At 68.8% G+C, this 24,907-nt stretch carries 23 protein-coding genes, 5 tRNA genes and 1 pseudogene; 15 read left to right on the top strand and 14 right to left on the bottom strand.

What is annotated here, in order from left to right:
- Window positions 1–101 precede the first annotated feature (101 nt).
- The 4 genes from ON39_RS21620 (at window position 102) to ON39_RS21605 (ending at window position 4,352) form a co-directional block, all read left to right on the top strand.
- The gene (locus tag ON39_RS21620; protein ID WP_085998240.1) at window positions 102–788 is read left to right on the top strand and encodes a response regulator transcription factor; all 687 of its coding nucleotides are present in this window, start codon (window positions 102–104) and stop codon (window positions 786–788) included.
- A gap of 86 nt (window positions 789–874) precedes the next feature.
- Window positions 875–2,068 carry a sensor histidine kinase gene (locus tag ON39_RS21615; RefSeq protein ID WP_246002922.1) on the top strand — a complete coding sequence of 398 codons (1,194 nt, stop codon included), beginning with the start codon at window positions 875–877 and terminating at the stop codon, window positions 2,066–2,068.
- Window positions 2,061–3,080 (top strand): DUF8320 family protein, encoded by a 1,020-nt coding sequence (locus tag ON39_RS21610; protein WP_040737076.1) that lies wholly within the window; start codon window positions 2,061–2,063, stop codon window positions 3,078–3,080. Before ON39_RS21615 ends, ON39_RS21610 begins: the two co-directional genes overlap by 8 nt.
- Before the next feature lie 72 nt (window positions 3,081–3,152).
- Window positions 3,153–4,352 (top strand): winged helix-turn-helix domain-containing protein, encoded by a 1,200-nt coding sequence (locus ON39_RS21605; protein WP_040737074.1) that lies wholly within the window; start codon window positions 3,153–3,155, stop codon window positions 4,350–4,352.
- 12 nt (window positions 4,353–4,364) lie between these two features.
- Here the strand turns inward: ON39_RS21605 and ON39_RS21600 are convergent, their stop codons facing one another.
- Window positions 4,365–4,805 (bottom strand): hypothetical protein, encoded by a 441-nt coding sequence (locus ON39_RS21600; RefSeq protein WP_040737072.1) that lies wholly within the window; start codon window positions 4,803–4,805, stop codon window positions 4,365–4,367.
- Between the two features lie 282 nt (window positions 4,806–5,087).
- Here ON39_RS21600 and dapA point away from each other — a divergent pair, with 282 nt between their 5' ends.
- Both dapA and ON39_RS21590 read left to right on the top strand, forming a co-directional pair.
- Window positions 5,088–5,936, top strand: a complete 849-nt coding sequence (gene dapA, locus ON39_RS21595) for a 4-hydroxy-tetrahydrodipicolinate synthase (RefSeq protein ID WP_051186900.1) — start codon at window positions 5,088–5,090, stop codon at window positions 5,934–5,936.
- A 258-nt stretch (window positions 5,937–6,194) separates the two neighbouring features.
- Window positions 6,195–8,132, top strand: a complete 1,938-nt coding sequence (locus ON39_RS21590) for a ribonuclease J (protein ID WP_303621525.1) — start codon at window positions 6,195–6,197, stop codon at window positions 8,130–8,132.
- 60 nt (window positions 8,133–8,192) lie between these two features.
- On the opposite strand, the gene ON39_RS21585 is transcribed toward ON39_RS21590, so the two are convergent.
- Together ON39_RS21585 and ON39_RS21580 are read right to left on the bottom strand one after the other, a co-directional pair.
- The gene (locus ON39_RS21585; protein WP_040737068.1) at window positions 8,193–8,759 is read right to left on the bottom strand and encodes a WKL family lipoprotein; all 567 of its coding nucleotides are present in this window, start codon (window positions 8,757–8,759) and stop codon (window positions 8,193–8,195) included.
- A 29-nt stretch (window positions 8,760–8,788) separates the two neighbouring features.
- Window positions 8,789–9,193, bottom strand: coding sequence for a DUF4189 domain-containing protein (locus ON39_RS21580; protein ID WP_040737125.1), 405 nt, complete (start codon window positions 9,191–9,193; stop codon window positions 8,789–8,791).
- A gap of 189 nt (window positions 9,194–9,382) precedes the next feature.
- Between ON39_RS21580 and ON39_RS21575 the strand changes: the two genes are divergently transcribed.
- The 5 genes and pseudogenes from ON39_RS21575 (at window position 9,383) to ON39_RS21555 (ending at window position 17,162) form a co-directional block, all read left to right on the top strand.
- Window positions 9,383–10,006 (top strand): TIGR03085 family metal-binding protein, encoded by a 624-nt coding sequence (locus ON39_RS21575; protein WP_051186891.1) that lies wholly within the window; start codon window positions 9,383–9,385, stop codon window positions 10,004–10,006.
- A 342-nt stretch (window positions 10,007–10,348) separates the two neighbouring features.
- Window positions 10,349–12,910, top strand: a complete 2,562-nt coding sequence (locus ON39_RS21570; RefSeq protein WP_040737066.1) for a DNA translocase FtsK — start codon at window positions 10,349–10,351, stop codon at window positions 12,908–12,910.
- A 15-nt stretch (window positions 12,911–12,925) separates the two neighbouring features.
- Window positions 12,926–13,504 (top strand): hypothetical protein, encoded by a 579-nt coding sequence (locus ON39_RS21565; protein ID WP_040737064.1) that lies wholly within the window; start codon window positions 12,926–12,928, stop codon window positions 13,502–13,504.
- 252 nt (window positions 13,505–13,756) lie between these two features.
- Window positions 13,757–13,861: pseudogene (locus tag ON39_RS51505) on the top strand (hypothetical protein); the annotation flags it as partial.
- Window positions 13,862–14,225: 364 nt separating this feature from the next.
- Entirely contained in the window at window positions 14,226–17,162 is a 2,937-nt protein-coding gene (locus ON39_RS21555) for an AfsR/SARP family transcriptional regulator (RefSeq protein WP_051186890.1), read from the top strand.
- A gap of 66 nt (window positions 17,163–17,228) precedes the next feature.
- On the opposite strand, the gene ON39_RS21550 is transcribed toward ON39_RS21555, so the two are convergent.
- The 8 genes from ON39_RS21550 to ON39_RS21515 form a co-directional block, all read right to left on the bottom strand.
- Window positions 17,229–17,984: a DUF427 domain-containing protein gene (locus ON39_RS21550; protein WP_040737060.1), complete on the bottom strand. Its 756-nt coding sequence runs from the start codon at window positions 17,982–17,984 to the stop codon at window positions 17,229–17,231.
- A gap of 369 nt (window positions 17,985–18,353) precedes the next feature.
- A tRNA-Arg gene (locus tag ON39_RS21545) sits at window positions 18,354–18,426 on the bottom strand.
- A 24-nt stretch (window positions 18,427–18,450) separates the two neighbouring features.
- Window positions 18,451–18,524: transfer RNA gene (locus ON39_RS21540), tRNA-Leu, on the bottom strand.
- A gap of 10 nt (window positions 18,525–18,534) precedes the next feature.
- A tRNA-Arg gene (locus ON39_RS21535) sits at window positions 18,535–18,606 on the bottom strand.
- A 12-nt stretch (window positions 18,607–18,618) separates the two neighbouring features.
- Window positions 18,619–18,700 (bottom strand) — tRNA-Tyr (locus ON39_RS21530).
- A gap of 25 nt (window positions 18,701–18,725) precedes the next feature.
- Window positions 18,726–18,801, bottom strand: a tRNA-Trp gene (locus ON39_RS21525).
- Between the two features lie 268 nt (window positions 18,802–19,069).
- Window positions 19,070–19,723: a hypothetical protein gene (locus ON39_RS21520; protein WP_146251131.1), complete on the bottom strand. Its 654-nt coding sequence runs from the start codon at window positions 19,721–19,723 to the stop codon at window positions 19,070–19,072.
- Between the two features lie 87 nt (window positions 19,724–19,810).
- Window positions 19,811–20,635, bottom strand: a complete 825-nt coding sequence (locus ON39_RS21515) for a class I SAM-dependent methyltransferase (RefSeq protein WP_040737118.1) — start codon at window positions 20,633–20,635, stop codon at window positions 19,811–19,813.
- A 133-nt stretch (window positions 20,636–20,768) separates the two neighbouring features.
- Between ON39_RS21515 and ON39_RS21510 the strand changes: the two genes are divergently transcribed.
- Window positions 20,769–21,752, top strand: coding sequence for a TerC family protein (locus ON39_RS21510; protein WP_040737058.1), 984 nt, complete (start codon window positions 20,769–20,771; stop codon window positions 21,750–21,752).
- A gap of 3 nt (window positions 21,753–21,755) precedes the next feature.
- Here the strand turns inward: ON39_RS21510 and ON39_RS46030 are convergent, their stop codons facing one another.
- The 3 genes from ON39_RS46030 to ON39_RS21495 all read right to left on the bottom strand — a co-directional run bounded on the left by ON39_RS46030 (window position 21,756) and on the right by ON39_RS21495 (window position 23,287).
- Window positions 21,756–22,283 carry a hypothetical protein gene (locus ON39_RS46030; RefSeq protein WP_051186887.1) on the bottom strand — a complete coding sequence of 176 codons (528 nt, stop codon included), beginning with the start codon at window positions 22,281–22,283 and terminating at the stop codon, window positions 21,756–21,758.
- Window positions 22,284–22,410: 127 nt separating this feature from the next.
- The gene (locus ON39_RS21500) at window positions 22,411–22,695 is read right to left on the bottom strand and encodes a YciI family protein (RefSeq protein ID WP_040737056.1); all 285 of its coding nucleotides are present in this window, start codon (window positions 22,693–22,695) and stop codon (window positions 22,411–22,413) included.
- A gap of 25 nt (window positions 22,696–22,720) precedes the next feature.
- Complete coding sequence (locus tag ON39_RS21495) at window positions 22,721–23,287, bottom strand: amino-acid N-acetyltransferase (protein WP_083894601.1); 567 nt, start codon at window positions 23,285–23,287, stop codon at window positions 22,721–22,723.
- A gap of 146 nt (window positions 23,288–23,433) precedes the next feature.
- Here ON39_RS21495 and pgsA point away from each other — a divergent pair, with 146 nt between their 5' ends.
- From pgsA to ON39_RS21480, 3 genes are all read left to right on the top strand, one after another.
- Entirely contained in the window at window positions 23,434–24,093 is a 660-nt protein-coding gene (gene pgsA / locus ON39_RS21490) for a CDP-diacylglycerol--glycerol-3-phosphate 3-phosphatidyltransferase (RefSeq protein ID WP_040737051.1), read from the top strand.
- Window positions 24,090–24,623, top strand: coding sequence for a CinA family protein (locus ON39_RS21485; protein ID WP_040737115.1), 534 nt, complete (start codon window positions 24,090–24,092; stop codon window positions 24,621–24,623). Before pgsA ends, ON39_RS21485 begins: the two co-directional genes overlap by 4 nt.
- A 115-nt stretch (window positions 24,624–24,738) precedes the next feature.
- A partial coding sequence (locus tag ON39_RS21480) for a helix-turn-helix domain-containing protein (RefSeq protein WP_040737049.1) occupies window positions 24,739–24,907 on the top strand: 169 nt, incomplete at its 3' end.

Raw genomic sequence — 24,907 nt, 5'->3', positions numbered from 1 at the left:
CGATTTCTAGTGTCTGACCATTCGGTGCTTCGGCCCGGCATACTGACAGAACGTTGTCGCGGCGGGGATGTGACGAGTTTGCTCGGGAATGGAGATTTCAGGTGACGTTGGCCGAAGGGGGCAATAACGCACCGCGCCGGATCGGAGTGGTCGAAGACCACGAATCGGTAGCGATCGGACTGGCCGCCATGCTCGCGCCGGAACCCGATCTCGACCTGGTGGCGACCGCGGGCACGGTGCCGGAGTTATTGGCCGCCACTCAGGATCTGCCGCAACTGGATCTGGTCGTGCTCGATCTGCGCTTGGCCGATGGGTCGACGCCCGAGGACAACGTGCGCGCCCTGCGGGACCGCGGCATCGAAGTCCTGATCTTCACCGGCGCGGACAACGCGTTCCTCGTGCGGTCCGCCGCGCGGGCCGGTGTGCTCGGGGTGGTGCGCAAGTCCGAGGACGTGCAGACCGTCGTCGCGGCCGTGCGCCGCGCGGCCTCCGGCGAGCAGGTGGTGACCACCGACTGGGCGGCCGCCATCGATGGCGACCCGCAGCTGTCCGACGTGGGCCTCAGCCCGCGCCAGGAAGAGGTGCTCACGCTGTACGCGTCCGGCGAGAAGGCGTCCCGGGTGGCGCGATTGACCGGCCTGTCCGAACAGACGGTCAACGACTACCTCGGCCGCATCCGCCAGAAGTACGCCGACGCGGGACGCCCGGCGCCGACCAAGACCGACCTGTACAAGCGGGCAGTGGAGGACGGATGGCTTCCGGTGCCCGAGCGGCATCCACGCGGATGATCGCGTCCAGCATGCTGGACACCCCGACTACCCCCGTGTCGCTCGATCGCATGGCGCCGAGCCGATGGCGCCGGGGAGCCGCATCGGTGTCCAGACGCAGCGGGTACGAGGGCGCGTCCGATCGGATTCTGCGGCGTTTCGGGCTGGCGATCGGGATCGCCGGGGTCATCGTCGCGGTGGTGGAGCTGCCGGAGATCGCCGAGCAGAGCCGGTTCGTCACGGCCGGCTGGACGATCCTCACGGTGACGCTGGCCTTCGGATTGTTCCCGGTGCTCGCCGTGGTCTCGATCGCGTCGAGCAGGCAGCTGATCCAGTTGGTGTCCGGCGCGGCGGCGGTGAGTTTCCTCGCGGCGATGGCCGTGATCCCCTTCGCGTACCCGAATCCGGCGCCCGAGGCGTCGTCGGTGTGGCTGTATCGCGTGCTCGCGCTCGGCGTGCTCGCGGCCGTGCTGGCGTGGCGACCACTGTTCGCCGTCGTCTATCTCGTTGCGGGCGCGGCACTCTCGGCGTTCGCCAACGCGGTGGTGGTCGCGGACTCCACGCCCGTGGTGTGGGCAGGCGACTTCGTGCGCGCGGCCGGACTGTGCGCGCTGTTCCTGTGGTGCGCCATCTACGCCAAGGCGGCCGCGGACCGGGTGGACCGGGAGTCCGCGATCGAGAGCAGGCGCGCGGCGGCGGTGGCCGGCGCGGCGGCCCGCGATCGTGAACGCGCGCGCTTCGCCGCGCTGATCCACGACGCGGTGCTCTCCACCCTGCTCGACGCGTCCCGCGCGGGCACCGACTCGCCGGTGCTGCGCAGGCAGGCCGAGCGGACGCTCGAACAGCTCGACGAATGCCGTGTCGGCGACGTGGAGCCGAACCGGCTGGACGCGCAGTCCGCCTCCGGCTTCCTGCGCTCGGCCGTGCACGAGGTCAACCCCGGCATCCGCTTCATCGCGCGGCGATGGTCCGGCTTCGACGATCTCCGGTTGCCGGTGGACGCCGCGGGCACCATCGCCGCCGCGCTCACCGAGGCGGTGCGCAACAGCCTGCGCCACGCCACCGTGCCGGGTCGCGAGGTGCAGCGGACCGTGACGGTGACCATCAGCGCGGGCGGCATCCGGGTCGTATTCCGTGATGACGGAGCGGGTTTCGACATGGGTCAGGTGCCTGCCGACCGCCTCGGCATCTCGGTGAGCATTCTCGGCCGGATGCGGCAGCTGGCGGGCGGCGCGGGCTTCGTGGAGTCGCAGCCGGGCGAGGGCACCACGGTGACGCTGGTGTGGGGCAGCGATGGCTGACGCCGATACCGAGTTCGGGCTCCGCGATCTACTGGGCCTGCGGGATCCGGCGGCCGGGCTGTTCCTGCTGATCCTGCAGGCGACCATCGTGCTGTACATGGTGCGCAACTTCGGCGACTCGCCGTTGATCGCCGCGGTCGCCGCGCTGGTGCTGCTGGCCGCGGCCGGCGTGCTGGTGCTGGTGATCCCGGTCGATCCGCTGCCGTTGCCCGCGACGATCTTCGTGGCCGCCTCCGGCCCGCTGGCCACGGCGCTCACCTCGTTCGACGCCGAGCACGGCTGGTCCAAGCAGGTGTGGACCGCGTTCGCCTCGTCGTACGTGCTGGCGGTGCTCGTGCTGCGCGGCCGGCTAGGCGCCGCGTGGCTCGGGGTCGGCGGCGTCGCGGTCGTGATCGCGACCGTCGGCGTGGTGAACGGGCTGCGCGGCGGAGTGGTCGCCGGATCTATCGTGCCGATCTCCACCGTGGCGGGCGTCTCGCTGTTCGCGGTGATCATGCGGCCGACCCAGCGCTCGCTGCGGCTGCTGCGGGAGGAGTCGACGATGCGCGCCGCCGCCGAGGCCACCATGGCCGCGGAGAACGGCGAGCGCGATCGTCAGCTGGCCCGCCTCGACAAGGTGGCCAGGCCCATCCTCGAGCGCATCGCCGACGGCGTCGAACTCACCGCCGCCGAGCGCGAGCAGTGCCGGCTGCTGGAGGCCGAGCTGCGCGACGGGCTGCGCGCCCCGCAACTGGTCACCGACGAACTCAGCAGCGCCGCCCGCGGCGCCCGCTCCCGCGGCGTCGAGGTGGTACTGCTCGACGACGGCGGCTTCGCCGGGGTGCCGCGCTGGGTCCGGCAACAGGTGATCGAGGCCGCCACAAAGGAATTGGACGCCGCCAACGCGGGCTCGGTCACCGTCCGGGTGCTGCCGATGGGCCGGCGCATCCTCGCCACCGTCCTGGCCAACGCGCCGGAGCAAGACCGTCGCACCGAGATCGACGCGGCGGGCAGCATCAAGGTCTCGACCTGAGCCCGACTCGGTCGATCGCCGACCGGCCGCACGCCCCGGAAGTTTGTCGGACCCGCGTGGCATTGTTCGGATATGCGGAAGATTAGTGTGGCGATGGCGCGGCGGATCGCGCTGGCGGCGCAGGGGTTCACGGCGCGCAAACCGGCGCGGGCCACGCGTCGGTCGGTGCTCGGGGTGGTCGAGAAAACCCAACTGCTGCAACTGGATTCGGTATCGGCGGTGGTGCGGGCGCACTACGCGCCGGTGTTCAGCCGGATCGGCGCCTACGATCGGACGCTGCTCGATTCGGCGGCCTGGAGCCACAACGCGCGGCGGCCGCGGCGGCTGGTGGAGTACTGGGCGCACGAGGCCGCGCTCATCCCGGTCGAGGACTGGCCGCTGATGCGCTGGCGGATGGCGCAATTCGAGCACGGCCGGTGGTCGGGCATGCGCAAGGTGGTGCAGCGCAATCCCACGCTGGGCAGGGACATCTTGGACGTGATCACCGAGGTCGGCGCGTGCACCGCGGGCGAGGTGGAGCGGCATCTCGAGCTGGACAAGCCGCGCCCCAAGGGTTCTTGGTGGAACCTCAGCGACACCAAAATGATCTGCGAGCAACTGTTCGCCGCGGGCGCGCTGTCGGTCGACAAGCGCGTCGGCTTCGCCCGCCACTACGATCTCGCCGAGCGCGTGATTCCGCCGGAAGTCTTGGCGCGCACCGTCTCCGAGGAGGACGCGGTGCGCGAACTGGTGCTGCGCGCGGCCACCGCGCACGGCGTCGGCACCGAGACCGACCTGCGCGACTATTACCGGCTGCACCGCAGGCAGACCGAGCCGGCCATCGCCGACCTGGTCGACTCGGGCGACCTGATCGAGGTGCAGGTCGAAGGCTGGGACAAACCCGCCTACCTACGCGAGGGCGCCCCGATCCCGCGCCGGGTCGAGGGCGCGGCCCTGCTGTGCCCGTTCGATCCGCTGATCTTCTTCCGCGCCCGCACCGAACGCCTTTTCGACTTCCACTACCGCATCGAGATCTACACCCCGGAACCCAAACGGGTACACGGCTATTACGTCTTCCCGTTCCTGCTAGACGGCGAACTGGTCGGCCGGGTGGATTTGCGCGCAGAACGCGCGGCGGGCCGGCTCTCCGTACCCGCCGCGTTCGCCGAGCCCGGCCACGACACCCCCGCCACCGCACAGGCCCTCACCGAGGCTCTACGCGACATGGCCGACTGGCTCGAGCTGGACAAGGTAGCGCTCGGCTCGCGCGGCAACCTCGCGCCGCTCCTGTAAGAAAGGGCCGCGTCAGTCGCGCTTGGGCCCGTAACCGCGCATCTGATCGCGCAGGGCGCCCGAAACCGCCCCGGACAACCAGGAATTCAGCGACTGATTGCTCTGCGCGGCCGCCTCCTCGGCCTTGGACTTCAACGTCTCGACCAGCCGCAGCGTGACCCGGCTGATGTCGCCGGTCATCTCCTCGAAGCTCGGGTGGTCGTCGGCGGCGGACTGCTTGCGCAGGTCGACCTTGGCCTCGGTGCCGTCGAAGGAGACGTGCACGGTGCGGTCGCCGAGTTCGGTGCTGAGCTCGGTCGCCATCTCCGAGAGCGCGGCAAGTAGCACCAGCCGGGCCGAACTCTCGGTCGCCGCGGCCAACGCCGCCGCGGTGGCCTGGGTTTTCTCGTCGCCGAGGGCGGCGGCCGCGATCAGGTCCTCGCGCAGGCGGGCGGTGTACTTGTTCAGATCCATGACATCAGTGTGACGCCATACTTGATGTCATGCAAGGCGCGGTGTGACATCATCCCCGAGTCGTGTGACACCGCACAGCCGACCGCCCGGTCCGTTGAGTGGCGACGGTGTCGAGGGCGTTCCCCAGACCGGGTAGCCTTTCTGACCATGACGAACGGTGAATCGACGCCAACACGCGGTGGGAGCGTCCGGCCCGAAGGCGGCAGCGTGCCTAACCCCGGAGGCGCGGCGAACACCGCCGATCAGACCCGGCTTCGCGCGTCCGGCACGGTGGGTGTCGCGATGGTGACCCCCTTCAGCGCCGACGGCAAGCTCGACATCGATGCCGGCGTCGCGCTCGCCGCCCGCCTCGTCGATCGCGGCGTCGATCTGCTCGCCATCTCCGGCACCACCGGCGAGTCGCCGACCACCACCGAGCAGGAGAAGGCCGACCTGCTGCGCGCCGTCGTCGAGGCCGTCGGCGACCGGGCCACCGTGATCGCGGGCGCGGGCACCTACGACACCGCGCACTCGATCGAGTTGGCGCGCAACGCCCAGCGCGCCGGCGCGCACGGCCTGCTCGTGGTGACGCCGTACTACTCGCGCCCCTCGCAGGAGGGTCTGCTCGCGCACTTCACCGCCGTCGCCGACGCCACCGACCTGCCGGTCACCCTCTACGACATTCCGCCGCGCTCGGTGGTGCCCATCGCCAGCGACACCATCCGTCGGCTGGCCGAGCATCCGCGCATCGTCGCGGTCAAGGACGCCAAGGGCGACCTGAACGCGGGCGCCGACCTCATCGCCAACACCGACCTCGCCTTCTACTCCGGCGACGACACGCTGAACCTGCCGTGGCTGTCGGTCGGCGCGACCGGATTCATCAGCGTCATCGGCCATCTCGTGCCCGAGCGACTGCGCGAGCTGCTCACCGCGTACACCGCGGGTGAGGTGGTCCGGGCCCGCGAGATCAACGCGAAACTGGCGCCGTTGAACTCGGCGATGTTCCGGCTGGGCGGTGTCGCCATGAGCAAGGGCGGCCTGCGCCTGCTCGGGATCGACGCCGGCGAACCGCGGTTGCCGCAATTGATGCCCAACCCTGAACAACTCGAGTTCCTGGCCGCCGATCTACGGGCGGCGGGGGTGCTCGAATGAGAGAGCGGAGCGAGCGAATCACCACACAGCAGAGCGAGCCGATCGCCCGGTGCGCGTCGCGCACAGCGGCGTTGAGCATTGTCGAGGTGCGGTCATGACCGAACCTGGCGCACGTCGTCCCCGTAGGACCGCGACCCGCAGCGCCGGCCCGCCGCCGCCTGCCCCGGTCGCACCCCCTGCCCCCGTCGAGCCACCGCCCCGCTCGAGCCACCCGCCCCGGTCGAGCGGCCGCGCGCCGAGGAGCCCGCGGAGATCACGGTGGCGACCGAGGTCGTCGAGGTGCGGACCGAGCAGTCCGCGCCCGCCGAGCAGCCTGCGGCGAAGCAGCAGCGGCAGAGCGCGGCGAAGAAGTCCGCGCCCGCCAAGCAGTCCGCCCCGGCCAAGCAGTCGGCGCCGCGCGCCGAGGCGCCGCAGAACGGTCAGCAGAGCCGCAGATCCGGGCGCGGCCGTCAGCAGTCCGGCCGTGGCCGCGCCGAACAGTCCGCGCCGCAACAGGATTCGCGCGCGACGACCCCCACGCACGATCGGCTCGGCGCGCCGCCCAAGCTGGCCAAGAACGGCCTGCGCGTCTTCGCGCTCGGCGGCATCGGCGAGATCGGCCGCAACATGACCGTCTTCGAGTACGGCGGCAAACTGCTCATCGTCGACTGCGGCGTGCTGTTCCCCGAGGATCAGCAGCCCGGCGTCGACCTGATCCTGCCCGACTTCCGGCCCATCGAACACCGGATCAACGACGTCGTCGCCGTCGTGCTCACCCACGGCCACGAGGACCACATCGGCGCGGTGCCGTTCCTGCTGCGCCTGCGCTCCGATATCCCGGTCGTCGGTTCGAAGTTCACCCTCGCGCTGGTCGCGGCGAAGTGCCGGGAGCACCGCCAGCAGCCGAAGCTGATCGAGGTGGTCGAGGGCCAGCACACCGTCCACGGCCCGTTCGACTGCGAGTTCTTCGCCGTCAACCACTCCATCCCCGACGCGCTGGCCGTCGCCATCCGCACCCCGGCGGGCGTCGCGCTGCACACCGGCGACATCAAGCTCGACCAGCTGCCCCTGGACGGCCGCCTCACCGACCTGGCCGGCTTCTCCCGGCTCGGCGACGAGGGCGTCGACCTGTTCCTGGTGGACTCCACCAACGCCGAGGTGCCCGGCTTCGTCACGCCCGAACGCGAGATCGGCGGCGTGCTCGACACGGTGATCGGCAAGGCGCGCAACCGCGTGATCGTCGCCTCCTTCGCCAGCCACGTGCACCGCATCCAGCAGGTCGTCGACGTGGCCCAGAAGTACGGCAGGCGAGTCTGTTTCGTCGGCCGCTCGATGGTCCGCAACATGCAGATCGCGCAGGACCTGGGCTATTTGACCGTGCCGGAGAGCGTGGTCGTCGACCTCGACCAGGCCGCGACGCTGCCGGGCGATCGCCTCGTCCTCATCTCGACCGGTTCGCAGGGTGAGCCGCTGTCGGCGCTGTCCAGGATGGCCCGCGGCGATCACCGCCAGATCAATATCCGCCAGGACGACCTCGTCGTGCTCGCGTCCTCGCTCATCCCCGGCAACGAGAACTCGGTGTTCGCGGTGGTGAACGGCCTGGCCCGGCTCGGCGCCACGGTGATCACCCAGCAGAACGCCAAGGTGCACGTCTCCGGGCACGCGTCCGCGGGCGAGCTGCTGTACCTCTACAACGCCGTGCGGCCCACCAATGCCATGCCGGTGCACGGTGAATGGCGGCACCTGCGCGCCAACGCCGCGCTCGCCGTCGCGACCGGCGTGCCGGAGGACCGGGTCATGCTCGCCGAGGACGGCGTCGTGGTCGACCTGGTCGACGGCATCGCCTCGATCGTCGGGCGGGTGCCGGTCGGACACGTGTACGTCGACGGCCTCTCCGTCGGCGACGTCGGCGAGTCCACCCTGTCGGACCGGCTGGTGCTCGGCGAGGGCGGCTTCATCTCGATCACCGTCGCGATCGACGAGACCACCGGCAAGGCCGTGAGTGCGCCGGAGGTCAGCGGGCGCGGCTTCTCCGACGATCCGACGGCGCTCACCGACGCGGCCGAACTGGTCGAGGCGGAGCTGCTGCGGCTGGCGACGGAGGGCGTCACCGACATCCACCGGATCGCGCAGAGCGTGCGGCGCGTGGTCGGCCGCTGGGTGGCCGACACCTACCGGCGCCGCCCGATGATCGTGCCGACGGTGATCGGCGTCTGATCCGAGATACCGAAAAGCGCCGGAAGCCCTTGGCCTCCGGCGCTTTTCGTTTGTCCTAGCTCACTCCTGGCAGGCCGCGGACTCGATCTTCGCGCTCTTGACGATATTGCACGCGAAGGTGTGGTCGACCTTCCACTCGCCGCCCTCGGAGACGAAGGAGACGAACGCGTCGTCGACCGGGGTGCCGTTGATCGTGACCTTGGCGTCGGCCTTCAGCTTGCCGTCCTTGGGGTCGCCCACATTGGTGATCTCGACCTTGACGCCCTGCTTCTTCGCGGCGTCGACCAGGTTGGCGACCAGGTAGGGATCCTGCTCGGCGGCCTGGATCCAGCTGATCTTCTCCTTGTTCGGCACGCTCGGATCGAACGCCTTGTTCAGGCGGTCGTTGAGCTGCTGCGTCGAGGGCTTGGCCAGCACCGGCGAGGACGGAGTGGTCGGCGCGGAGCCGGTCTCCTTGTCGCCCTTGTCGCTTCCGCCCTGGAGTTCACCGGGCTTGTTGTCGGCGTTGGCGCTGGTGCTCGGCGACGAGGACTCCTTGTCCTTGTCGCCGGAGGCGCAGGCGGTGAGCGTGCACGCGGCGGCGGCGAGCACGACGGCCACGGCGGTCCGGAAAGTGCGGTGTTTCACGATGTTTCCCCTGAATCGATTCGCGGACGTCAGCCGTGGTTGGACGTGCAGTTCCAATGCACGATGTAGGCATCGGAGTAGTTGTTGGCCCGCGCCTTGCTCTGCGCGCCGCCGCGGGAGGCGGCGTAGGCCCAGCTGTACGCGCCGGTGCTGTTCGAGTAGGCCACCGCCCCACAGCCATTCGCGAACCAGACCACCGTCTCGCAGTCGCCCGCCCCACAGCTGCGGACCGCGCGCGCCTGCGCGGACCCGGAATCCGGGTAATCGTAGGAGTAGCCGATCAGTCCGGTGGAGGTGGACAATGCGATCGCGCCGTAGTTGTACGCCTTCGCTTGAGCGGTGGGCGCGCTGATAGCCAGTGCGCAACCCGCCGCCGCGACAATGGCCGCACCAGTAGAAAACTTCTTCACAGGGAATTTGCCCTTCTTGTTCATGAGGCCCACGACCCGATGGACCGAGTGACAAGGTACATAGCGAACCTTCATTGCGCTACCCAGGAATTCGGGGGCTCGTTTCCCCGGGGGGTCGCGTCGGAACGTGCCGCATTCTCTGCTATGCGGAACACTTTTCGGCAAATCGGCGGGTGCGCGGGTCGGCGCGCGCGGCGTGGGTATGTTCTGGGGGTGAGCATCGCGCAGCGGGAACGTCAGCAGCTCGTCGAGACGATGGCGGCCGCCGGGCCGGAGGCGCCGACGCTGTGTGGCACCTGGACGGTGCGCGACCTGGCCGCGCACCTCGTCGTTCGCGAACGACGGCTCGACGCCGCGCCCGGCATCATGCTGGCGCCGCTGGCCGGATATCTCGAACGCGTGCAGGCGAAGACGGCTCGCACACCGTTTCCTGAGCTGCTCGAGCAGGTTCGCACCGGGCCGCCGTGGTGGTCGCCGCTGCGCCCGCTCGACGCGCTGGTGAATCTCACCGAGATGTTCGTCCACCACGAGGACGTGCGCCGCGGCAGTCCCGGCTGGAAGCCGCGCGAGATCGCGCAGGCCGACGAGGACAGGTACTGGTCGCTGGTCGGCAAGATGGGTCGGCGGTCCTACCGGAAGTCGCCGGTGACGGTCGTGTTGGCGACGCTCGAGGGCAAACGCGCGGTCGTGCGTTCGACGTCCGGCACGGAGGTGACGTTGACGGGCATGCCGTCGGAGCTGCTGCTGCACGCGTTCGGTCGTGATGAGGTCCGCATCGAGACCACCGGCGAGCCGGAAGCCGTTCAGGCTGTTCTCGCTCTCGATCGCTCCGTCTGAGCCTGAGGTGCGGTTCGACTCCGTATACCCGCGCGATGATTGACTTCCTGAGCACAGGGGCGACACCGACGAGCTTGCTGGCACCGACACAATCGGTCGCCGACGCTACTGGTCAGGCACACGAGTCTGGCCTGAGTTGCCCTAGAGGCGGGACAGTTGAGGCGCGCGAGCTCGGCCTGAACACCTGGAGACGCGGGACTGGTCAAGCACGCGACTCCAGCTTGAATTCCGGCCCATAGGCGCGACTGCGACCTGGGCGTCTGCACAGTTCGACACCGCTGAGGCTGCCGATACCAGTGTTGCGGATGGTCTGGGAGGGGCGTTTGCGGCTAGCCTGGGTCCATGGCAGGTAAGTCCCGCAGCACCACGACTACTCGGGCGCGGGCGGGATCGGCCCGGGGGAGGACCAGTACGGCTCGGTCCCGTACGGCTACGCCCCGCACCACGCCGACCCCGCGCGGGCGCCGCCCACCGGCGCGCAGGCCGGTCCGCCGCGCCTCGAACACCGCGCCGCTGGCCGTGGTGAGCCGGGGCGTCAGCAGCGGCTGGAACATGCTCGCGCGCGGCCTCGGCGCGACGACGCGCACCCTCAGCAAGGCCGGCGAGATCGAGCACGGCCATCGCCGCGACGGCATCGCCCTCGCCCTCATCGCGCTCAGCGCGGTCATCGCGGCCGCGGTGTGGCTCTCGGCGGGCGGGCCCGTGGGGCACTGGATCGGTGAAGCCATCCGCGCGGTCGGCGGATCGGCCACGGCCGCACTGCCGTTCGTGGGCACGGCGATCGCGATCGTGCTGATGCGCACCGAGCCGCATCCGGAGATCCGGCCGCGCCTGGTGCTCGGCGGGCTGCTCGTCGGACTCCCGCTGCTCGGCCTGTGGCACGTGCTCGCGGGCGCGCCGACCGACCCGCACGGTCGTTCGCGCGCAGCGGGTTTCGTAGGCTTCGTGGTCGGCGGGCCGCTCACCAACGGACTCACCGCGTGGCTCTCGGTGCCGATTCTGTTGCTGGCCATCGTCTTCGGCGTGCTGCTACTGACCGGCACGACGGTGCGCGAGGTGCCCGCCAGGCTGCGCGAGTACTTCGGCACCGGCAGCGGCGGCGACGAATACGGTTCCTACGAAGGCGAATACGACCCGGCCCACTACGACGCAGACGGCTTCCCGCTGCACACCGCCAAGACGAAGCGGCGCGGCCGCACGCCCGCGGAGAACTACCCGCCCGACGAGTTCGGCGATCCCGACGCGGTGACCGAGGTGCTCGGCGAGCCGCCGCTGCAGGACGCGAAGCCGATCGCGACCGAGCCGCCCGCCGCCAAGCCGAAGCCGAAGAAGCAGCGCGCGCCGAAGGTCGAGGACCAGACCCCGCCGCCACCGCAGCAACTCGAGTTCGTCGCCGACCGCGAGGTCGAGGGCGACTACGTGCTGCCGCCGATGTCGCTGCTGACCGACGGCGAACCGCCCAAGAAGCGCAGTGCCGCCAACGAATCGATGATCGAGGCGATCACCGAGGTGCTGGTGCAGTTCAAGATCGACGCGGCGGTCACCGGTTTCGTGCGCGGCCCGACGGTCACCCGCTACGAGGTGGAGCTCGGCCCCGGCGTGAAGGTGGAGAAGATCACCGCGCTGGCCCGCAATATCGCCTACGCCGTTGCCACGGAGAACGTTCGGCTGCTCGCCCCGATCCCCGGCAAGTCGGCCGTCGGCATCGAGGTGCCCAACTCCGACCGCGAACTGGTCCGCCTCGCCGACGTGCTCAAGGCCCCGTCGACCCGAAACGACCACCACCCCTTGGTGATCGGGCTCGGCAAGAACATCGAGGGCGACTACCTCGCGGCCAACCTGGCCAAGATGCCGCACCTGTTGGTCGCCGGCTCCACCGGCTCCGGCAAGTCGAGTTTCGTGAACTCGATGCTCGTCTCGCTGCTGCACCGGGCCACACCGGACGAGGTCAGGATGATCCTGATCGACCCGAAAATGGTGGAACTCACGCCCTACGAAGGCATTCCGCACCTGATCACGCCCATCATCACCCAGCCGAAGAAGGCGGCCGCGGCGCTGTCGTGGCTGGTGGAGGAGATGGAGCAGCGCTATCAGGATATGCAGGCCAACAAGGTTCGCCACATCGACGACTTCAACAAGAAGGTCAAGTCCGGCGCGATCACCACGCCGCTGGGCAGCGAGCGGGTGTACCGGCCCTATCCGTACATCCTCGCCATCGTCGACGAGCTCGCCGACCTGATGATGACCGCGCCGCGTGACGTCGAGGACGCGATCGTGCGGATCACGCAAAAGGCCCGCGCCGCAGGCATTCACCTGGTGCTCGCCACCCAGCGGCCCTCGGTGGACGTGGTCACCGGCCTCATCAAGACCAACGTTCCGTCGCGGCTGGCCTTTGCCACCTCGTCGCTCACCGACTCGCGGGTCATCCTCGATCAGCCGGGCGCGGAGAAGCTGATCGGCATGGGCGACGGGCTATTCCTGCCGATGGGCGCGAACAAGCCGACCCGCCTGCAGGGCGCGTTCATCAGCGACGAAGAGATCCACGCCGTCGTCGACTTCACCAAGAACCAGGCCGAGCCCGAGTACCAGGAGGGCGTCACCTCCGCCAAGCAGGGCGAGAAGAAGGACGTCGATCCGGACATCGGCGACGACCTCGACGTGTTCCTGCAGGCCGTGGAGCTGGTCGTCACCTCGCAGTTCGGCTCCACCTCGATGCTGCAACGCAAGCTGCGCGTCGGGTTCGCCAAGGCGGGCCGCCTGATGGACCTGATGGAGACCCGCGGCGTCGTCGGCCCCAGCGAGGGCTCCAAGGCCCGCGACGTGCTTATCAAACCCGACGAGCTCGAGGGCCTGCTGTGGACCATTCGCGGCGGGGAGGAGCCGCCGCCGGAGGGCGGCGAGTAGTCCGGAACTCCTGACATGCTGATCGAGAAGCAGCGGTGGGCGGGCATTCAGGACGGGTCGATCACCGTGCTTTTCCGGCGGTGGCGGCACCGGCATGCAACGGCCGGGAAGGTGTACCGCACGGGCGCGGGCCGAATCGTGGTGGAGCAGGCCGAGATCGTCGCACCGAGCCGGATCAGGGCCAAGGACGCGCACGCCGCCGGGTACGGTTCCGCGGCGCAGGTGCTCGCGGATCTGCGTGGGGCCGAGGGTGATCCGATCTACCTGTTGCGTATTCGATTGGCGGACGGCCCCGATCCGCGCGCGGAGCTGGCGAGCGACGATCAGCTCTCCGACGAGGACATCGCCTCGCTCACGGCGCGGCTCGCCCGAATGGACACGTCGAGTTCCTTCGGGCCGTGGACCATTCGCACCCTGCGGCTCATCGAGGAGCTGCCCGCGACCCGCGCCCCCGACCTCGCGGCCCGCCTCGGTCGCGAGCCGGACCGTTTCAAGGTCGACGTGCGCAAGCTCAAAGCGCTGGGGCTGACTTCGAGCCTCGAGGTCGGGTATGAGCTGTCTCCGCGCGGACGCGCCTATCTCGCCGGTCACTAGACCGTTTCGACTCCGGATACGAAACTCGTTCTGGCCGAGATGTGTTCAGCTGTTCGAGAGGTGGTGCGCTCGACTGACACGAGTCTCCGACCAGCGGTGAGGACGTATATGGTGACCGTCCTTCCGTGCCTGCCACGACGGGTTCCCTCGAGGTGATTCTGTTGTGGCCGTTGGTCTCCGGCGCGTCGCCGGGACATGGCTGAGGTAGCGATGGAACCCTCGGCGCTGAGGACCACGCCGCGCGTGCCCGTGCTCACCCACCGGGTGCTGGTACGCAACCTGCTCGAGAACCCGGCCTGGTACACCGGGTACCAGCCGGAGATCAGCCAGGGCAGGCTGGATGCGCTGCTGAGCTTCCACGGGAATCGACCCGCCTGGCGATCCAGCCGCGCGAGGCGCTTCTCCAGCACCGCGCGCAAGCGGTAGCCGCCTGATCCAGTTCAGGTCTGCGCGGCAATGGGTTCGGCGAGGCGGGCACCGATCCACCGGCCCTCCTGGCGAAACGTGCCCGGTCGCAGAGGTTGTCGCTCTTGCCGGTGCCCGGGTCGATGGCGTGCGGCGGGGCGGACATGCCCGGTTGCAGCCTATCTTCGCGAGCCCGTGCAGGCTCACTCGCAAGAGCGAAGGCGGTCGGCGATCGACACATAATTGCTGTTCTGGTGTGAGACAGCGCAATTCTGCGCATCGACCGGGTCTGTCGTCCTGTCTTAGCGTCAGGGACGTGACTGAGTCGGACACCGCAGTGACATCGTCCGTGCTCCGGTTGGACGTGCTGGGACCGGTCGAGGTACGGCTGGCCGAGCGGCGCTTGTCCATCTCGGCGCCGCAGACCCTGGCGGTGCTGGCGATCCTCGCGGCCGAGTCCGGGCGCACCCTGTCGACGCCACACTTGGCCGCTCGCCTGTGGTCGGATCGACGGCCGACGTCGGCGTTCAGCGTCCTGCGCAATCATGTGCACGAGTTGCGCAGGCATTTCGGGGCCCACGGCCACGCCGGCGCCGGAACGGAGTGGCTCACCTCGACCGTCGGCGGTTACCGCCTCGCCCTACCGGTGCAGTGCGATGCCGTCACGGTTCAGGAGTTGCTCGCGGCCGCCGAGTCCGACCGGGCCTCCGGCGCGGCCGACCTCGCCCACGAGAAACTCGCTGCGGCGAAACGGCTTTGGCGTGGTGATCCGCTGGTCGGCGTGCCAGGGCCGTGGGCGGACAAGGAGCGGGCCCGCCTCGGCGGCCTGCGCTCGGCCTTGGCGGAGGCGGCGATAGCCGTCACCCTGGACCTCGGCCGTTACTCCGCCGCCGTCGCGGAGCTGGAGGCGCTCGTCGCGGCCGAACCGCAGGTCGAGCGGTGGCACGAACTGATGATGGTCGCGCTGTATCGGGCCGGGCGGCGGATCGAGGCGCTCGAGGTGTACCGGAACGCACACAGGATGCTCGCCGACGAACTCGGCCTGGAGCCCGGTCCACGGATGTCCCGGCTGCATCAGGAGATCCTGTCGGCGACGCCTCCGCCGACCGGCACAGCGGAAACGCCCTCTCCCGAAAAGGAATTGCACTCCCGTCGCATCCCGGCGTGGCTCCCGACGGACATCACCGATTTCGTCGGCCGAGACGAACTCGTGTCAGAGCTGACCACGGTACTCGGCGGGGACGGCGACCGTCGCCCCGTGGTCGCGATCACCGGGATGGGCGGCGTCGGAAAAACCGCTCTCGCGGTGCATCTCGCGCACCAGGTGCGCCGGCACTACCCGGACGGCGTCCTGTATCTGGATCTCGGCGGCCTGGACGAGCGGCCACGGTCCACCGACCTGCTGATGGGGACCGCGCTGCGCGCTTTCGGTTTCGAGCCGAGCGAGCTGCCGCTGGACTCCGACGAGCGAAAGCAATTGTGGCGCAACGCTGTCGCGAACAAACGCGCACTGCTGTTGCTAGACAACGCGCCCGACGTGGCCCACCTCGCCCCGTTGCTGCCCGGGCCGGGCCCGGCGGCGGTGCTGGTGACGAGTCGTTCGAGCCTGGCGGAACTGTTCGGCGCGCGCCTGGTCCCGCTGGATGTCCTCGCCCCCGACGCGGCGTGGAAGTTGTTGGCGCACAGAGCATCTGCGCGCCGGCTGGCCGGGGACCCCACTGCGGCACGCGAGATCCTGCGCGGCTGCGGTCATCTGCCGCTGGCGCTGTGCGTCGTCGGCGCGCGGCTGGCGAGCCGGCCCACCTGGCCGCTCGCCGGGTTCGCCGAGCGGCTGGCCGACGAGCACGGCCGCTTGGCCGAGCTCACGGTCGGCGGCACCAGCGTCGAGCACGCCTTTCTAGCCGGTTTCCGCAGACTCGACCCCGAACTGTCGCGCGCGTTCGTGCTCATCGCGAACGCCGACGCGCCCGAACTACCCGTCGCCGCCGTCGCCGCGCTGCTCGACCGCGATCCGGTCGAGGCCGAGCGGCTCTGCGAAACCCTGGTCGATGCCGGCCTGTTGCAAACGCCGGAACTCGGCCGCTACCGATACCACGACCTGTTGCGCTTGTTCGGCCGCAAGGTGGCCGAGCCCGAGCAGCGGCGAGAATGGCCCCGGGCCATGCACCGGCTGATCGACTTCTATCTGGCCAGCGTGAAAAACGTGATGGCGCTGCGTGATCCGAACATGTCCACCGAGCATTACGCCGCCACCGGCGCGGCCGGGCAGCAATTCACCACGCAGCGGCGGTGCACCGCATGGATAACGACCGAACGAGCCGCGATCGCGGCATTGCATCGACAGGTAGCCGACGCCGGCGACGCCCGAACCCGCACGCTCGCAGCCGATCTCGCGTTGGCACTGGCGGTAGGCGGGGATATCGGTGAGCACCGGCCGCTCGAAATGCTCAGCCGCGCGGCCGAAGCCGACGGCGATCGCCGAACCATGGCCAGAGCCAGACTGGCCGCGGTCATGACCCGCCTGATCGGCACGGGAGACCTGACCACCGCCCGCACGCTGCGTGAAGTGAGCGCAACCCTGCTGGAGCTGGGTGACCACTCCGGCGCCACCATCGCCGAAGTCATGCTCGGCACAGGCATGACCTATCGAGGCAAGACCGATGCGGCGATGGAGCACTACCTGCGCGCCATCGACCTGGCCGACCAGGAACAGGCCGCGAGCCCCGGGCTGATGTGGGCGGCGATCGCAGGCGTCCACTGCACCGCCCGGCGATGGCCAGACGCCGTCCAAGCCGCCGAACAGGCCCTGTCCTTCGCCGGCCGAGCCGGCAGCCTGCGCGTCGAGTCGATGGCCCTACAAGAGTTGGCCTTGGCGACACTGCACAGCGGCGACCCCGAAACCGCCCGCGCCCTGTGCGAGGAGTCCCTCGACGCCGCCCGCCGAGACGGCCGCCGAGACCAGGAGGGCCGCGCCTTGGCCCGCCGAGCCGAAATCATGCTGGCCACCGACGACGCCGCCGCAGCAGCACCGGTCGCCGAGGCAGCCGTACAGGCCTTGACCGAAGTCCCGTCCGCCATACCCCGTCTACGAGCAATGCAGGTGCACGCCCGCACCCTCCTCGCAATCGGCCGCCCCCACGAGGCCATCCCAATCCTGGAAGAGGTCGCAGCGACGAGCCAACGCATCGGCGTCCCGATTCTGGACGCCGCGACAGCCGACCTCAACACCCGAACTCGCCCGCGCGCGGGCTGACGGTCACCATTTCTATTGGGCCGCAGGACTTTCTGACGGAGTATGTGCCGGGAGATCGGACGATGATCAACCGAACAATGTGTGCGGGCGTTCCTGGAGTTCGCCGTCGAGGTAGATATCGACCCTCTCGTTGTAAAACGAGACCAACCCGGCGATCTTCTGGCTCTCCGGTAGTGGGTTGCGGTAGCACCAGGCGATCTCCCGGTGCTCCTCGTCGCCCACGCGAACGGACCAGTAGTCGGCGGTGCCCTTGTACGGGCTCGAGCTGTGCGCGGCGGTGGGAGTGAGCACGTCCATCCGGACGTCGGTGAGCGGTAGGTAGTACCGCACGGGACGCTTGGTTTCGAAAAGGATGTGCGGGGTGTGCGAATCGGCGACGGTAACCCCGTCGATTCCTACCCGAACGTGCCGGGAGCTGGCGAGGATATCGACGCGAATGTAAGGGTCACGCGGGTGACCGTAGATCGGCTCGTTCTCCTCTAGCCATTCGTCCATCAGGTCGAATCGGAGTCGGACGAGGTCGTTCAGTACGGTCAGCTGTGAGTCGAGATAACGCGCCGCCGCACCCGCCACGACCGTACCGTCCTCCAGCACGACGTCGTACAGGGTCGCTTCGCCACGGCTGAGGCAGTATGTGGTTTCGCCGTTCGGTTCCAGTTTCGCGCGCAGGTCGGCGACCGGCAGATAGTAGATCGGGCGGTGCGGGGTCTGCCAAACCAGCACTGGCCGGGTCGAATCGGCCACCAGCTGCCCGCCGAGGTAGACCCTTACCCGCTTCTGACTCATCTCGACTCTGACGCGTCCCGGTTTCGGCTCGGTCACACCATCCGAGGGTACGCCGCGCCCGTTTGTTCATGCCTCACGTCATGATTCGGACGGTACGTACGCGGTTACCGGCCTGGCACAATCTGCGAGCGGCAACTGTCAATCCTGGTCAACCGGTAGCCTCTTCTCCATCGAGACCACGATCGCGTTGAGGTGTCCGTGCGGGCCAGCGAAAATGTGCGACACCGCCTTGTGGACCGGAATTCATGCAGCTGCCGAAGTATCGCGGTGCCGCGCCGCCTGACGGCGCCGTTTTCATTGGACCGCAGAGCTTTTCGATGGAGTAGGCACCGTGGGCCGGGCCACGGTGCCAACCGATACGAAACACGCTCAGGCCGAAGCGTTTTCGGCTACGTCGACCACCTGTGCGCCCGGAAGGATTCGAACCTCCAACCCCCTGGTCCGTAACCAGGTGCTCTATCCGTTGAGCCACGAACGCGTTGCCCGCGGGACGCGGGCAATGTTCCCTCGGCGAGATTCGAACTCGCACCTCCCGGAATCTAGGTCCGGCGCCTCTACCGATTGGGCTACGAGGGATCGGGTTTCGTATCCGTGGGTGGGGTCGAACCACCGGCCTGCGCCTTCGGAGGGCGCCGCTCTTCCGCTGAGCTACACGGACAGGAAACACCAATGGCAGCAGGAGGATTCGAACCTCCGGTGGTGAATACACCTGATTTACAGTCAGGCCCCTTCGGCCGCTCGGGCATGCTGCCTGGTCGTCGTCACTATGGAGTTGTGTGGCACGGACGGCGGGACTCGAACCCACAACCGGCGGTTTTGGAGACCGCTGCTCTCCCATTTGAGCTACGTCCGTAGGCACGAAAAAGGGGTCACCCCTTGGCGTTTGCCGCGGAGTGACCCCTTTCCCGGGTCTGAGGAAAGACACGAGTCAGGGGCCGCTCCGGACGGTCAGCCGTCGATAGCCGACCGTCGATAGCACTGTGTTGGCACGCGAGCGCCAGGCACCGCCGCGCGACCACTGTCGCCGCTGGGTCCCGGTCATCGTCGTGCCTCTCTGAGTGGGTGCTTTCTCTGATACCGACGTTAACATCCGAATTTCGGCTTGGGAACCGATTTTCCATTCAGAAGGTTCGGTTGCCTTCTCGCGCGATCTTGAACCCGGCGCCGGTGGTGTCGTTCGTGCAGGTCACTCCGCTCTCGGCCGAGTCGCAGGTGAACGGCCCGACGGTGAGCATCCCCCCGTACGGCAGCACCCGGCCGCCGCCGCGGCTTCCGCCGTCGATCGGCGCGCCGACGAACACGCCCTGGTTCAGGCACAGCGCCTTCGAGTGGGCGCCGACGGTGAGCGCGCTGCCCTGCGGATTCCTGGTCCAGCAGTCCCGGAACTCCGCCGGCGCGGGCGAGGTCGGCCCCTGACAACCGACCTGTGCGTTGTCATCGATCGGCTGGTCGAGGATCGCGCAGAGGTATGTCCCGCTGGGCGATTGGAAGTAGTACCCCATCTGCTGCCGGTACTGCGCGGGGTCGACCGGCCCGGAGACCGGCCCCCGGGCCGTCGTCGGCGCCGCCGAGGAGGCGGCCGCGCTCGTCGAGACGGGCGCGGTCGTCGGTAGGGCCGGGGGAGCGGCCACCGGCGAACTCGGCGCCGCCGAGCGAAGATTCGCCGAACTGGGCGCCGCCGCGCCCGAGTCCTTGTCGTCATTGCCACACCCGGCCAGCAACGCCAGCGCGACGGCGCACGGCACCACAGCGATACGAGCTCCTCGGATTTGCATGACGGCATTCTGTACCGCGACGACGGCCTTTCGGCCGGGACGCGCCGAGCCGCGCGGGCCGTCATCAGCCCAGGTGGCGCGCCCCGATCAGTCCTTGCGTGCCTGCAAGGTGAAGCTGAGCGGCAACCGCTCCGGATGCTCGGTGAGGTGCCATTCGCCGCCGGTCCCCGAGGTCATCTGCCCCGGCAAGGCCTCCCACGGCACGCTGCGGTGCTCGGTCAGCCCGGTGAGCGACAGCCCGGCGTCGAGCAGCGCGGTGAGGATCTCGCCGAATCCGTGATTCCACTCGTGGGTCGTCGTCTGGACGAACTCGGCGTCGTTGTCGACGTAGGTGCCGCCGTCGGAGAACACCATCGGCTCAGGTGTTTCGAAGTACGGGTACCCGACAACCAGTCTGTCGGTGTGGTTTTCGTCGATCGTGCCGAGCATCGGGTGCATCTCCCGGATGAACAGCCGCCCGCCGGGACGCAACAGGTCGCTGACGGTTCGCGCCCAGCGTTCGATGCTCGGAAGCCAGCACAGTGCACCGATTCCCGTGTACACCAGATCGAATCGCGCACCGCCGAGGGCGGATACCGCGTCGTAGACATCGGATTCGACGAAATTGACGGCAGCACCGGTCTTTTCGGCGAGCAGTCGCGCCTGCTCCAGCGCCGCGGGGGAGAAGTCGAGTCCGGTCATCGTGGCGCCGAGCCGGGCCAGCGAGAGCGTATCGGTGCCGATGTGGCATTGCAGGTGCACGCCGCGCAGCCCGCGGACGTCGCCGAGCAGCGATTGATCGAACCGCACCACCCCGCTGAGAAAGTCCGGCTCCGCGAGAAACCGCTCGACGGCGTAGTCACGCGACGCGGCGTGCACGGGTGCGCGCTCATCCCAATTGGCCTTGTTGAGGCGAAGGTAGTCGTCGGTCACGGTCGTCACTCTGGCATGGTGGCCGGGTCGAGCGCATGTGAAATTATGGTCAGCAACCACCCCGCAAGCCGACTAGAACGGACAAATCGGGCATTATGGACGACATGACCTTCACGATCGATCGACACACCGCATGCAGGTAACCGCGCTCGAGTGGGGCATCACCGTCGTGGTGATCCTCGGCCTGTTCGTCTTCGACTTCTTCGCCCATGTGCGCACCCCGCACGAACCGACCTTCCGCGAGTCCGGCTTCTGGTCCGCGGTCTATATCGGAATCGCCCTGCTCTTCGGCGGTTTCGTCGCCTGGCGGTGGGGCTCGACGTTCGCGGGGGAGTACTACGCGGGCTTCATCACCGAGAAGGCGCTCTCGGTGGACAACCTGTTCGTCTTCCTGATCATCATGTCGACCTTCGCGGTGCCGCGGATGTATCAGCAGAAAGCGCTGCTGATCGGCATCGTGATCGCGCTGGTGATGCGCGGGGCGTTCATCGCCGTCGGCGCGGCCGCGATCAGCGCGTTCAGCTGGGTGTTCTATCTGTTCGGGTTCTTCCTGATCTACACCGCGGCCAAGCTGATCACCGAGAGCGGCCACGAGGCCGAGCACGAGGAGAAGCGCGACAGCCGGATCGTCGCGCTGGCCAAGCGGCTGCTGCCGACCACCGACAGCTACGACGGCGACCGGCTGATCACCCGCGTCGACGGACGGCGCGCGCTGACCCCGCTGCTGCTCGCGTTGCTGGCGATCGGCTTCGCCGACCTGCTGTTCGCCCTGGACTCCATCCCGGCGATCTACGGTCTGACGAGCGAGCCGTACCTGGTATTCACCGCGAACGCCTTCGCACTCATGGGTTTGCGGCAGTTGTTCTTCTTGATCGGCGGACTCCTCGATCGGCTGGTCTACCTGTCCTACGGTCTCTCCGCGATCCTGGCGTTCATCGGCGTGAAGCTGGTGCTGCACGCGCTGCACGAGAACACGCTGCCGTTCATCAACGGCGGCGAGCATGTCAGCGTGCCGGAGATCTCCACCGGGGTGTCGCTCGGCGTGATCCTCGGCATCCTGGTTCTCGCGACGGTCGCCAGCCTGCTGCGCACCCGCTCGGAGCAGGCCAAGCGCTGACGCTCAAAACAACCGATTGCTGTCCGGCGCGATCTCGAACCCGTGCCCGTCCTCGTCGTTGCTGCACAGCACGCTGAAAGTGTCTGCCCGACAGGTGAATCCGAGCGCGTGCAGGGTGGATCCGGCGGGGAGGACGGTGCCGGGCTCGGCCTGTGGCCCGGTGTAGAACCCCTGGTTCACACAGAGATATCCGGCGTCCTCGCCGACCGCGACCGCGGCGGCCTTCGGGTCCGAGCTCCAGCATTTCTCCATGTGCGACGGTGCGGGTCCGGTCGCGCCCTGACAACCGGCGGCGCGGCGCGGTTGTCCGGTGGGTTCGTCGCGGATGCCACAGGTGATCTGCCGATCGGCGGTCTGGAAGTAGTAGCCGTCGGCGTCGCGGAACAGCACCGGGTCGACAACGCCGGGCTGGGTCAACGGACGGGCCGAGGAAGAGGTTGCTGGGTCCGAATTGTCCGGCTCACCCAGGTACGCGTACAACAGGCCGGCGGTGGCCGCCGTCGACGCGAAAATCGCTAGGTATGTGCGCATGGCGCGAGTCTGCCGTGTGCGGTCGGTGGTATGTCCGTATCGCGCACGGTGTGTCGCCGGAAGTTAGCGGACTTCGGCGCAGACGTCGGGATTCCCCGCCCGTTCGCCGGGCGGGGAATCAGGTTTTTCAAGACGTGAAAGCGCCCAGCACCGGAAGCCATTCGACGACGCGAACCTCATCGATCAGCCCCTCGCGCGCGAACGGGTCCCGCGCGAGCAAGGCGCGCAGCGCGTCGGCGTCCTCGGCGCGGAACAGGATCAGCGCGCCGGACCCGTCCGGGTACGGCCCGCTGGTCAGCAGCGCGCCCGCCGCGAGCTGGTCGGCGAGCCAGGCCCGGTGCTCGGGGCGGTGGGTGTCCCGGCCCGGCACCGTGGCCGCGGAGTAGGTGTAGTGAACGGCGAAGATCGGCACTGACGAATCGCTTCCTGTACGTGAGTCAGAGGGTGAGCAGCATCCGAGTATTGCCGAGGGTGTTGGGCTTGACGTAGCTCAGGTCGAGGAACTCCGCGACGCCGGTGTCGTAGGACCGGCACATCTCCGCGTAGACCTCGGCGGTCACCGGCGTCCCGTCGATCTCCGCGAACCCGTGCCGGGCGAAGAACTCCACCTCGAAGGTGAGCACGAACAGCCGCCGCAGCTCCAGCTCGCGAGCCACCGCGATCAGCCGCTCGACCACGAGCCGCCCGACGCCGCCGCCCTTGACATCCGGGTGCACTGCGACCGTGCGCACCTCGCCGAGATCGGCCCACAGCACGTGCAGCGCGCCGCAGCCGACCACCCGGCCGTCGAGCTCGGCGACCCAGAATTCCTGGACCGATTCGTACAGCGTGACCAGGTTCTTCTCCAGCAGTATCCGGCCGGCGTAGACATCGACGAGGCGTTTGATCTCGGGCACATCGGAGGTTCGCGCGCGTCGGACTACCGGTGCGGAGCTACGCGCGCCTAGAGGCACGCCCGGATGTGCGTCGCTGGTCGAACCACCTAGTGGTCCCCGAGAGTTCATGGGGTGCAGAGTAGTCGGGTGGGTTACCGATAGGCTGAACGTGTGCCACACATCCAGTCGTCCCGCTCACCGCATCACGCCGGGGTCCGGCATGAGGCGAGCCGGGTCGGCGCCGGCCTTCGTGCCGCGCGCATGCTGGAGTGTTTATGAGCGCGCAGCCGGAGGAGATCGACCGGCGCTGGTCGGCGGCCAGCCCGATGCGCTCCGGCCTCGTCGCGCCGCACGCCGAGCCCGTCGTGCCGCTGATGAACATCGCGAACATCCTGACCATGCTGCGGATCGCGCTGGTCCCGCTGTTCGTGCTCGCGTTGTTCGTCGACGGCGGGCACGACCCGGTCTGGCGGATCGTCGCCGCCGCCCTGTTCGGCATCGCCGCGATCACCGACCGTTTCGACGGGCAGCTGGCGCGAAAGTACGGACTGGTCACCGATTTCGGCAAGCTCGCCGACCCCATCGCGGACAAGGCGCTGATCGGCTCCGCGGTCATCGGGCTGTCGGTGCTCGGCGATCTGGCGTGGTGGATCACCCTGGTCATCTGCGGTCGTGAGGTCGGCGTGACCCTCTTACGCCTGGTCGTGGTGCGCCGCGGCGTGATCCCCGCCGGACGTGGCGGCAAGCTGAAAACCCTTGTGCAGTCCCTCTCGATCGCGGTCCTGTTGCTGCCGCTGGGCGGATGGTTCTTGGACGCGGGCATGGTGCTGATGTACGTGGCCGTCGCGCTCACCGTGCTCACCGGGCTCGACTATGTCGGCCAGGCGATCCGGGTGTGGTTCGCGGGCGGGCCGGGCAGAGCGCGCGGCGCATGACGGCGTCGTCCTCGACCGATCCGCTGCTCGCGGACGTGCCCGCGGTCGACCTGGTGCGCACGCTGACCGCGGCGGGCCAGACCGTGGCCACCGCCGAGTCGCTCACGGCCGGGCTGTTGTCCGCGACCATCGCCGGAGTGCCCGGTGCCAGCGCTGTCCTGCGCGGCGGGCTCGTGGTGTACGCCACAGACCTCAAGCACAGCCTCGGCGGCGTCAGCGACGAGATCCTGACGAGCGAGGGCCCGGTTGCGGCCAGCACCGCCGAGCAGCTCGCGGTGGGCGCCCGCACCCGATGCGGGGCAGACTGGGGAGTGGCGCTGACCGGGGTCGCCGGGCCGGACTCGCAGGACGGCCACGCGGTCGGCACGGTCTTCCTGGGACTGGCCGGTCCGGGGCACACCGAGGTCATGCGGTTGAAACTCCACGGAGACCGGTGGACGATCAGGATCGGCGCCGCGCACACCGCGATACGTGAACTGCTGCGATGTGTACGACAACGGGGCCGGGATCCGATAGGGATGGGTGAGTGATTTGCGCCGGGCGGGAACCTTCCAGGACGTGTCCGACGTTGTGCCAGAAAGAACGGCGTGCGTGGCACTCGTGAGTGTCATGCGGGTCCCCTGACAGGGAGCGAAGGAGAACGAGATGACGCTGCTGCGAGAGGCCATCGGGGACAGTCTGCGGCGTGCTCGTCTCGCCCAGAACCGGACCCTGCGCGAGGTGTCGACCTCGGCGCGCGTGAGTCTGGGCTATCTCTCCGAGGTCGAGCGGGGCCGTAAAGAAGCCTCCAGTGAGTTGCTGGCCGCCATCTGCG

Origin of the sequence: Nocardia tenerifensis NBRC 101015, from assembly GCF_000308715.1 — a bacterium.
Classification (GTDB): domain Bacteria; phylum Actinomycetota; class Actinomycetes; order Mycobacteriales; family Mycobacteriaceae; genus Nocardia; species Nocardia tenerifensis.
The sequence above is the reverse complement of the archived record's forward strand: the minus strand, read 5'-3'. Positions and strand labels throughout refer to the sequence as shown.